Annotated in this window: 8 protein-coding genes; all 8 read left to right on the forward strand. The window is 60.9% G+C overall.

Going from position 1 to position 9098, the window contains the following annotated elements:
• Nucleotides 1-328: 328 nt before the first annotated feature.
• The 8 genes from lolA to B3187_RS11245 all read left to right on the forward strand — a co-directional run bounded on the left by lolA (nucleotide 329) and on the right by B3187_RS11245 (nucleotide 8852).
• Nucleotides 329-949: an outer membrane lipoprotein chaperone LolA gene (gene lolA, locus B3187_RS11210; protein WP_286806483.1), complete on the forward strand. Its 621-nt coding sequence runs from the start codon at nucleotides 329-331 to the stop codon at nucleotides 947-949.
• A complete protein-coding gene (locus B3187_RS11215; protein ID WP_286806484.1) occupies nucleotides 949-2301 on the forward strand; it encodes a replication-associated recombination protein A in 1353 nt (450 codons plus the stop codon). The genes lolA and B3187_RS11215 overlap by 1 nt, the downstream gene beginning before the upstream one ends.
• On the forward strand, nucleotides 2301-2675 hold the full coding sequence (gene crcB / locus B3187_RS11220) for a fluoride efflux transporter CrcB (protein ID WP_286806486.1): 375 nt from the start codon (nucleotides 2301-2303) through the stop codon (nucleotides 2673-2675). The genes B3187_RS11215 and crcB overlap by 1 nt, the downstream gene beginning before the upstream one ends.
• 357 nt (nucleotides 2676-3032) lie before the next feature.
• On the forward strand, nucleotides 3033-4325 hold the full coding sequence (serS, locus tag B3187_RS11225; protein ID WP_286806487.1) for a serine--tRNA ligase: 1293 nt from the start codon (nucleotides 3033-3035) through the stop codon (nucleotides 4323-4325).
• A 199-nt stretch (nucleotides 4326-4524) separates the two neighbouring features.
• Nucleotides 4525-5922, forward strand: coding sequence for a siroheme synthase CysG (cysG, locus tag B3187_RS11230; RefSeq protein WP_286806489.1), 1398 nt, complete (start codon nucleotides 4525-4527; stop codon nucleotides 5920-5922).
• Between the two features lie 121 nt (nucleotides 5923-6043).
• Nucleotides 6044-6277, forward strand: coding sequence for a hypothetical protein (locus tag B3187_RS11235; protein ID WP_024460462.1), 234 nt, complete (start codon nucleotides 6044-6046; stop codon nucleotides 6275-6277).
• Between the two features lie 110 nt (nucleotides 6278-6387).
• On the forward strand, nucleotides 6388-7434 hold the full coding sequence (locus B3187_RS11240) for a DUF2868 domain-containing protein (RefSeq protein WP_286806490.1): 1047 nt from the start codon (nucleotides 6388-6390) through the stop codon (nucleotides 7432-7434).
• Complete coding sequence (locus tag B3187_RS11245) at nucleotides 7431-8852, forward strand: DUF3482 domain-containing protein (RefSeq protein ID WP_286806492.1); 1422 nt, start codon at nucleotides 7431-7433, stop codon at nucleotides 8850-8852. Before B3187_RS11240 ends, B3187_RS11245 begins: the two co-directional genes overlap by 4 nt.
• The last annotated feature ends 246 nt before the right edge of the window (nucleotides 8853-9098 follow it).

The raw sequence follows: 9098 nt of genomic DNA on the forward strand, positions 1-9098 counted from the left end.
CATGATGTGCATGGATGCACGAATGCCGCGATGGCAGGAGCCAATGAGCGGCCCATGGGGGCTTCTCGTCGGCATCCATGCCTCCGAGAGTCTCCGAGGGGTATTCCCCTCTCTCGCCTCAGTGCCAGCTTCCACCTGAGGTCGCGTAGGGCGGGTAAGCCGAAGGCGCACCCGCCGTGACCCAATACCAGATGCTGCGGTAATGACGTAGGGTGGATCGGTCCGACGTATCGGAGCCCAAAGGGCGTCATCCACCAAAAAACCACCGGAACTTTACAACCACCCCCCGGGGTCCAAAGAACACAACCAAACAACCGAGCCACTATTTATGAACCGACTCTACGCTCTGATCACCTCAACCCTGCTCCTTCTGAGCGCCTCCCTCCATGCCGACCCGACCGCCGAGCTGCGCTCCCGCCTGGACGCCATGACCAGCCTGCAAGGCGAGTTTACTCAGGTCTTGATCGATATGGACGGCGAGGTGCTGGAGGAGAGCTCGGGGGATTTCGCCATGGCTCGCCCGGGCAAGTTTGACTGGCACACGCGGGAGCCGTTTGAGCAGCGTCTGGTGTCGGATCACGAGTCCATCTGGCTGTACGATCCGGATCTGATGCAGGTGACGGTGCGTGAGTTCGATGAGGAGTTGCAGGATACGCCGGCGCTGATTCTCAGTGATGAGCTGACCGCGCTGAATGAGCAGTTTGAGATCACCCACACGCAAACGGATGAGGGTTGGGATGCGTTCCGTCTGGAGCCGAAGGATGATGACAGTCTGTTCGCGGCGCTGGTTCTGACGTTTGACGGTGATCTGCTTCGGGAAATCCGGATGGATGACAATCTGGACCAGATCACCCGGTTTACTCTGTCCGATCTGAAACGCAATGAGTCCATCGATGACGGCCGGTTTACCTTTGAGGTTCCCGACGGCGTTGATGTGTTGGTGGATTGATGGCGGGCGATCTGTTTCAAAGCGAGCCGGTTTATCAGCCCCTGGCGGCGCGGATGCGGCCGCGGAACCTGGCGGACTATATTGGGCAGGAGCATTTACTTGCGCCCGGCAAGCCGTTGCGCGACGCTATTGAACGCGGTCATCTGCACTCCATGATTCTGTGGGGGCCGCCGGGGGTGGGTAAGACCACCCTGGCGCGACTGTTCGCTGAGCAGGCGGATGCGCGCTTTCAGACCATTTCGGCCGTGCTGGCGGGGGTGAAGGATATTCGTGCGGCGGTGCAGGTGGCCGAACAGGAGCGGGCCGCCCGGGGGCGCAAAACCATTCTGTTTGTCGATGAGGTGCACCGTTTCAATAAGGCGCAGCAGGATGCGTTTTTGCCTTATGTGGAAGACGGCACGCTGATTTTTATTGGCGCGACGACCGAGAACCCCTCGTTTGAGCTGAACAACGCGCTGTTGTCCCGCTGCCGGGTGTATGTGCTGCGTGGACTGGAGTTTGAGCATATTCGCCAGGTGTTACACCAGGCGCTGGAGGATACCGAGAGGGGTCTCGGAAACGACGGCATCCGGATTGAGGCGGAGTGGCTCGACACGCTGGCCAAGGCGGCAGATGGCGATGCGCGCAAGGCGCTGAACCTGCTCGAGATTGCCTCGGATCTGGCGGAGGAGCGCGACGGTCAGAAAGTGATCGACCGGGCGGTGCTGGAGGAGGTGTTGGCCGCCGATGTCCGCCGGTTTGATAAGGGCGGGGATCTGTTTTACGAGCAGATTTCCGCCTTGCATAAATCGGTGCGGGGCTCCTCCCCGGACGGCGCGCTGTACTGGTTTGCCCGGATGCTCGATGGCGGTTGCGATCCGCTCTATATCGCCCGGCGCATTGTCCGTATCGCCAGTGAGGATATCGGCAATGCCGATCCGCGCGCGCTGCCCCTGGCGCTGGCGGCCTGGGATACCCAGGAGCGCCTGGGCAGTCCGGAGGGTGAGTTGGCCATCGCCCAGGCCGTGGTTTATATGGCCTCGGCACCCAAAAGCAATGCTGTGTATAATGCCTTCAATACGGTGATGGCCGAGGTGCGCGAGCAGCCGGGCTATGAGGTGCCGGTGCATCTGCGCAACGCCCCTACCAAGCTGATGAAGTCCATGGATTACGGGGCGGAGTATCGGTACGCCCACCATGAGCCCGGTGCTTACGCGGCGGGTGAGTGTTATTTGCCGCCAGAGTTGGCGGATCGAGTCTATTACGAGCCGGTGGAGCGGGGGCTTGAGCAACGGATTCGGGAGAAGTTGGCCTATTTCCGCGAGCTGGATGCCAAGAGTCCGATTCGGCGTTATAGCCAGGAGAGCGATTGATGCAGTGGTTGGCCGTGGCCTTGGGCGGTGCTCTGGGGGCGATGGGTCGGTTTGGTTTGACGACTTGGCTGTTTCCGGTGATGGGTACGCGCTTTCCGCTGGGAACGCTGGTGGCCAATGTGCTCGGTTGTCTCCTTGTGGGCCTGGCCTTTGTGTTGATTGTCGATAAGGGGCTTGTTGCGCCGGAGTATCGGCCGTTTGTGATTACGGGTTTTCTGGGGGCGTTGACGACCTTTTCGACGTTTTCGTTGGATGCCTTGTTGCTCTGGCAGAATGGGGCGCCGGCGGTGGCGGTGGTTTATTCGCTGGTCACGTTGTTGAGCTGTCTGTCTGCCGTTATTGTGTCGGTGTATGTGGCTCGTATGGTTTTTTAGTGTCTAGCTCTGTTCGATGGCAAGTTCGGCTATCAGCATCCGGGGCACGCATGAATACATCCCTGTAGCTCTGCGTCGGCTTCCCGCCGACGACGGCCCCGGATGCTGATACCCGAACTTGCTGGAGCTAACCATCAAGTTGTTTGGAGATAAGAAACTCCGTGAAACGAAGCTGCGTATTCATCGCGTGGCACTGAGTCGGTGGGGTTACCCCTTTTCAAGACCGTCGAAGGCATGGATGCCGACGTCGAGCGTGCAGGGATGCATTCACAGCGTGTCTTGAAAAGGGGTAACCCCACCGGCTCCCCAGATCAGGACCTCTATTTTTTAACCTTCTGAACTAAATAAGACATTTTTATGCTGGATCCAAAACTTGTTCGTACCAATCCCGAAGCGGTGGCCGAGGCGCTAAAGAAGCGTGGTTATGAGTTGGACGTTGCGCGCCTGATGTCGTTGGAGGAGCGCCGTCGTGAGGTGCAGGTTAAGACCGAGAACCTGCAGAAGGAGCGCAATGCCAGCGCCAAATCGATTGGCCAGGCGAAGCAGCGGGGTGAGGATGTGGAGCCCCTGCTGGCCCAGGTCAGTGAGCTGAAAGAGGCCCTGGGTAAAGCCGAAGCAGAGTTGGATGAGATTCAGGCGGAGTTGGATGACCTGTTGAGTGGAATTCCCAATATTCCCGCCGATGAAGTGCCCGAAGGTAAAAGCGAAGACGATAACGTTGAGGTGCGCCGCTGGGGTTCGCCGCGCGAGTTCGGTTTTCCGATTGTCGATCACGTGGATCTGGGCGCGCGCCTGGGCGGGCTGGATTTTGATACCGCGAGCAAGCTGACCGGTGCGCGCTTCGCGTTGCTGCGCTCGGGCATTGCCCGTCTGCATCGGGCCCTGGCGCAGTTCATGTTGGATACCCACATTGAGGAGCACGGTTACGAGGAAGTGAATGTGCCCTTTATTGTGAACTCGGATTCGCTGACCGGCACCGGCCAGTTGCCCAAGTTTGAGGAAGACCTGTTCAAGTTGGATGATGAGCGGTGTTTTTACCTGATTCCCACGGCGGAAGTGCCGGTGACCAATATTCTGCGCAACGTGCTGCTCGACGGAGCGGACCAGTTGCCCATGAAGTTTGTTAGCCACACGCCCTGTTTCCGCAGTGAAGCCGGCTCGCACGGGAAAGACACTCGCGGCCTGATCCGTCAGCACCAGTTTGAAAAGGTGGAGCTGGTGCAGTTTGTCCGCCCGGAAGAGTCGGATGAGACTCTGGAAAAATTGACCGGCCACGCCGAAGCAATTCTGCAGAAGCTGGGTCTGCCTTACCGCACTGTCATCTTGTGCGGCGGCGATATTGGTTTCTCGGCGGCGAAAACTTACGATATTGAGGTGTGGGTGCCGTCCCAGGAGCGCTACCGGGAGATTTCATCCTGCAGTAATTTCCGGGATTTCCAGGCGCGCCGCATGAAGGCCCGCTATCGCAACCCGGAAACCGGCAAGCCGGAGCTGCTGCATACGCTGAACGGTTCCGGCCTGGCGATTGGTCGCACGCTATTGGCGGTGCTGGAAAACTACCAGCAGGAAGATGGCAGCATCACCATTCCGGAAGTCTTGCAGCCCTACATGGGTGGACTGAAAAGCCTGGGCGTAAACACCCCGGTTTAAACCGGAGTGTCTTGTAGGTCGGATTAGCGCAAAGCGCGTAATCCGACAGTTGGCCTCTGGAGTTTCGGTAACGGCGGATGCGCGGCAAGACCGCTTATCCGCCCTACGAATAGCACGGCAGTTGGCGTAGGGCGGATAAGGGCGCAGCCCGCATCCGCCGTTACCTCACTCGACTTCGCTCCACCCTCGGTGATACCCCATGGATTATTTCCCCGTCTTTCTGGATTTGAAAAACCGCCGCTGCCTTCTGGTCGGCGGCGGCGACATTGCCACCCGCAAAGGCCGATTGTTGGCCCGTGCCGGGGCGCGGCTGTGTATTGTGGCCCCCGAGATTTCCGATGAGCTCAAACACCTGGCCGAGCAGGGCGGTGGTGAATTGCATTACCGGGAGTACGAATCCACCGATCTGAACGATGTGGTGCTGGTCTGTTCTGCGACGGATGACAACGAACTTAACGCGCGTATCTCGGAAGAGTCCCAGGCCCGCTATCTGCCCACCAACGTGGTGGACAGCCCCAAGCTCTGCAGTTTTATCACCCCGGCGATTGTCGATCGTTCGCCCCTGGTGATCGCCATTTCCAGCGGCGGTGAGGCGCCTGTGTTGGCGCGGATGGTTCGGGCCAAGCTGGGAACCCTGATTCCCAAAAGCTACGGTCGCCTTGCCCAGTTGGCCAGCCGCTGGCGGGAGCGGGTGAAGCAGTCGTTCAGTGAGGAAAACCGGCGCCGGTTCTGGGAGAAAGTCTTGCAGGGCCCGATTGCCGAGCTGGTTTTCAGTGGTCAGGACGAGCAGGCGGAGAAAGCCATTGCCGAGGATCTGGCCAATCCGGACTATGTCGATACCCAGGGCGAGGTGTATCTGGTGGGCGGTGGTCCCGGTGATCCGGAGTTGCTGACCCTGAAAGCCCTGCGCCTGATGCAGCAGGCTGATGTGGTGCTCTATGACCGGCTGGTGTCACCAGAGGTGATGGAGCTGGTCCGTCGGGACGCGGACCGGATTTATGTCGGCAAGCGGCGCAGTGATCATCACATGCCGCAGGAAAACATCAACGAACTGTTGCTCAAGCTCGCCCAGGAGGGCAAGCGGGTGCTGCGCCTGAAGGGAGGCGACCCGTTCATCTTTGGTCGTGGTGGCGAAGAGATTGATCTGCTGGCCGCGCACCAGATTCCCTTTCAGGTGGTGCCGGGCATTACCGCCGCCTCGGGCTGCGCGGCCTATGCCGGTATTCCGCTCACCCATCGCGATCACTCCCAATCGGTGCGCTTTATCACCGGTCACCTGAAAACCGACAATCCGAACCTGACCTGGCCCGAGCTGGCGTTGCCGGGACAGACGCTGGTGTTCTATATGAGCCTGGTGGGGCTGGAGGAAATCTGTCAGGTTCTGATTCGCCATGGCCGGTCACCCCAGACGCCGGTGGCACTGGTGGAGAAGGGCACGACCCAGGATCAGCGGGTACTGATCGGGACCCTGGAAACCATGCCCCAGCGGGTGGCCGAGAGCGATGTGCACGGTCCGACGCTGCTGATTGTGGGTGAGGTGGTGCAGTTACATCACGAGCTGAGCTGGTTTTCTCCAGAGCGGTCCGGCAGTCAATAAATTGACAGCGGCGAGACTTTGATTACAAAATAACGAACTTCCAGTCAAGATTTCGGGTCCAAGACCGATATGAGAGGTAAGCGCCGTCGTTTTGACGGTCCGAACTGAATCGGAGGTCACCATGACCTACATAGGCCCAACCAGCACCTTGCCACCGTCGGCCCGCACCAAGATCAACACCACGCGGGCCAAAGACGAAACCATGCCGGTGAGCGAGCAGGTGCTGGATACCACACCCGTGGCGCCCATTCGTGAGCGCCGTCGAGGTGATCGCCGCCGCCGGGATATCAAGCCCCTGGTGGATATGCGCTCCGGTGACCGGCGCCGTCGGCGCAAAATCGATATCGAGGTGTGACGCTTACCCCCTCGGGTGACCGCACCGCTGCTCGCGGGCCTTAACGCTCGCGGGCGCCCCTCCGAATGTGGTTAAATCTCCCCTGATCTTTCGATTGACCCGGGGACGGAATGACCCACTCCAATGGCATCACTGATGCCCGCCTGCAATTACCTTTCTGGCTCTGGCCGCTTGCGGTGATCATCGGCTGGCTGATTGCCGCCGCGTCACTGAGCTACGCGCCGGGCGGCCGACTTAACGTGCTCTGGCTCTGGTGGCTGTGGGCCGGAATTCCCCTCCTGGGCACCCTGGTGGCCGCCGGAGCCGCCGCCTTTGGGCGCGACCGGCCCTGGTTGTTCCGCTGGGGCCATAAAACCCTCCACTGGTATCCCAAGCCCGGCCAGCGCTGGCAAATGCTGATCGGTCTGCAGAGCTTTTGGCTTCTGCTCGGGCTGGGCATGATCCTGGGGTTCCTGACGCTTCTCCTGTTCACCGATCTGGCCTTTGGCTGGAGTTCCACCTTGCTCGATGGCGATCAGAGCCCTCTGCGCTTGCTGCAGTGGTTGGCGATGCCCTGGGCGTGGTTCTGGTCGGCGGCGGTGCCGGACGCCTCTTTGTTGGACGCGACGCGCTATGTGCGAATTGACCCCCGGGCGTCGGGCACCGAGCGGGCAGGGGACTGGTGGCCGTTTCTGATGGCCAGCCTGCTGTTTTACAACCTGGTGCCGCGGGCACTGCTCGCTGTGGTCGGAGTGATCCGCCTGCGTCAACTGAAAGCTCAATCTCCCGGGCCCGCCATCCGCGGGACCAGCCAGGGTGGCGGTGCAAGGCTGGCCCCGGTGGCCGCCTCGCCTCTGAGTGCCTGGGATGGCGCCCTGGTGATCAACTGGGAACGGCACCAACAGGGTCAACCGACCCTGGGGGGCGAACTCTGGTCCGACGACGAACTTCAGTTGGAGGCCCTGTTGGCCAAACAACCTTCCGCTGTGTTGTGGCAAGTGCCCGCCAATCGCTCCCCCTTGGGAGAGCTGGCCGACCTGGTCGCACAAGTAAGAAATGCCGGCGTGGCTCGACAGGGACTTCGGGCCATGGTGGATGCCCAGACCCAACCCGAGCGGCACCTGGCCAGTTGGCGTCAGTTCGCCGGTGAGCATCAGCTGCAATGGGTGACCGAATGAGCCGATCCGGATCGTCACACCCGACGCCCAGGCTGTGCGTGGTGGGCCACCCCAATCGGGGCAAGTCCTCGATCGTCTCGACTTTGACCGAGAACGACAGCGTGCGGATCAGCCCGGCTTCCGGTACCACGCGCCGGGCGGACCGGTTCGAGTTCTCGCTGGATGGCCGGGTGTTACTGACCTTGATCGATACGCCGGGTTTTCAGCGGGCGCGTCAGGTACAGGCCTGGCTGGAGCGTGAACCGGTCAGCCCCGGCGCACGGCCAGACCGGGTGCGCGCCTTCCTGGCGGAACCGGGACACACGGAGCGCTTTCCCGATGAAGTCGCTCTGCTCCGGCCGATCATGGAAGGTGCGGGTATTCTCTATGTGGTGGATGGTGCCCAGGCGCCCTCGCCGATGGACGAAGCGGAAATGGAAATCCTGCGCTGGACCGGACAGCCCAGGCTGGCGGTGATCAACCCCATGGCGCCCCAGTCGCAAACCGAGACCTGGCAGCGAACCCTTGGCCAATTTTTTCAATGGGTGCGGGTCTTCAACCCGCTTACCGCTACGCTGCCGGCTCGCCAGGCGTTGCTACGCGCCGTGGGGGAACTGACCCCGGAATGGTCTGCCCCGATACAGGGGCTCATTCAGGGGCTGGCCGCGCGCGATCAACAGCGCCTGACAGATGTCAGCGACGCCCTGGCCGCCTACTGGGCGGAGCAGCTAGTGGAGCGCCAGCCGGTACAGGTACCCGGCGCCATCGGTCGTCAGCGGGCCGAAGAACAGTTGCGTCGCGCGCTGGATGAGCGCGAAACCGATTTTTTCCGTCATCTGCGTGAAGCCTGGGGCCATCGCACCAGCGAACTGGAGCGGGACAGCGGTTGGGAGCTGGACGCGGATCAGTTGATGAATACGGAAACCTGGTATCTCTGGGGCCTCAAGCAGCGGGATCTGCTCTGGGTCAGCGGCAGTGCGGGCGCGGCGACCGGCTTGGCGGTGGACGCTGGTCTGGGCGGTGCCTCGCTGTTGACCGGTGCGATTTCCGGTGGTGTCATCGGTTCGGTAGGCGGTTGGTTGGCCAGCCGGGAGTTGCCGGGCAAGCGTTTGGGCTGGCTGCCGCTGGCCCGTCAAAAGCAGGTGATGGGGCCGGTAAAGCACCCCAATTTCCCGCTGGTGGTGATGGCGCGGGCGCTGACCTTCACCCGCCAGTTGTGGTTGAAACCGCACGCGGAGCGCAGTGCGGTGGTGTTGCGTTCTGAGGCGGGTACCTGGCCAAGAGAGGAGCAGGTGCAACTGTTGGGTTGGGCAAAACGACTTCAGCAGGGGCGTTGGCAGGCCAAACATCAGGATGCTCTGGTTCGTTGGGTGGAGCATCAGTTACGGGTTTCCTTGGACGAGGCGTTTTCGCGGGAAGAAAAAACCAGTTGGGTTTGACTTTGTATTTCGAGCGTAGCGCTTCGAATTGAGTGCTGCGGCTGGGTCACCCCTTGCGAGACACGCCGTGAATACATCCCTGTAGGCTCATCACCCGCCGTCCAGGCGGGTGACGGTCTCGCAAGGGGTTACCCAGCCTCCGCAGTGCCAACGTAACGTTTCGGGAAATAGAACCTACGCCAAGATTTGGATGTGGCACTGAGGGTCGGGAAGGGGGATACCTTTTCAAGACCGTAAGCGGAGGGA

The sequence above is a fragment of the Marinimicrobium sp. UBA4209 genome, assembly GCF_002381585.1.
GTDB lineage: Bacteria > Pseudomonadota > Gammaproteobacteria > Pseudomonadales > Cellvibrionaceae > Marinimicrobium > Marinimicrobium koreense.

Bases quoted from the DNA above. Each gene is read 5' to 3' on its own strand.
- lolA (WP_286806483.1), top strand. From the start codon at position 329: ATGAACCGACTCTACGCTCTGATCACCTCAACCCTGCTCCTTCTGAGC.
- B3187_RS11215 (WP_286806484.1), top strand. From the start codon at position 949: ATGGCGGGCGATCTGTTTCAAAGCGAGCCGGTTTATCAGCCCCTGGCG.
- crcB (WP_286806486.1), top strand. From the start codon at position 2,301: ATGCAGTGGTTGGCCGTGGCCTTGGGCGGTGCTCTGGGGGCGATGGGT.
- serS (WP_286806487.1), top strand. From the start codon at position 3,033: ATGCTGGATCCAAAACTTGTTCGTACCAATCCCGAAGCGGTGGCCGAG.
- cysG (WP_286806489.1), top strand. From the start codon at position 4,525: ATGGATTATTTCCCCGTCTTTCTGGATTTGAAAAACCGCCGCTGCCTT.
- B3187_RS11235 (WP_024460462.1), top strand. From the start codon at position 6,044: ATGACCTACATAGGCCCAACCAGCACCTTGCCACCGTCGGCCCGCACC.
- B3187_RS11240 (WP_286806490.1), top strand. From the start codon at position 6,388: ATGACCCACTCCAATGGCATCACTGATGCCCGCCTGCAATTACCTTTC.
- B3187_RS11245 (WP_286806492.1), top strand. From the start codon at position 7,431: ATGAGCCGATCCGGATCGTCACACCCGACGCCCAGGCTGTGCGTGGTG.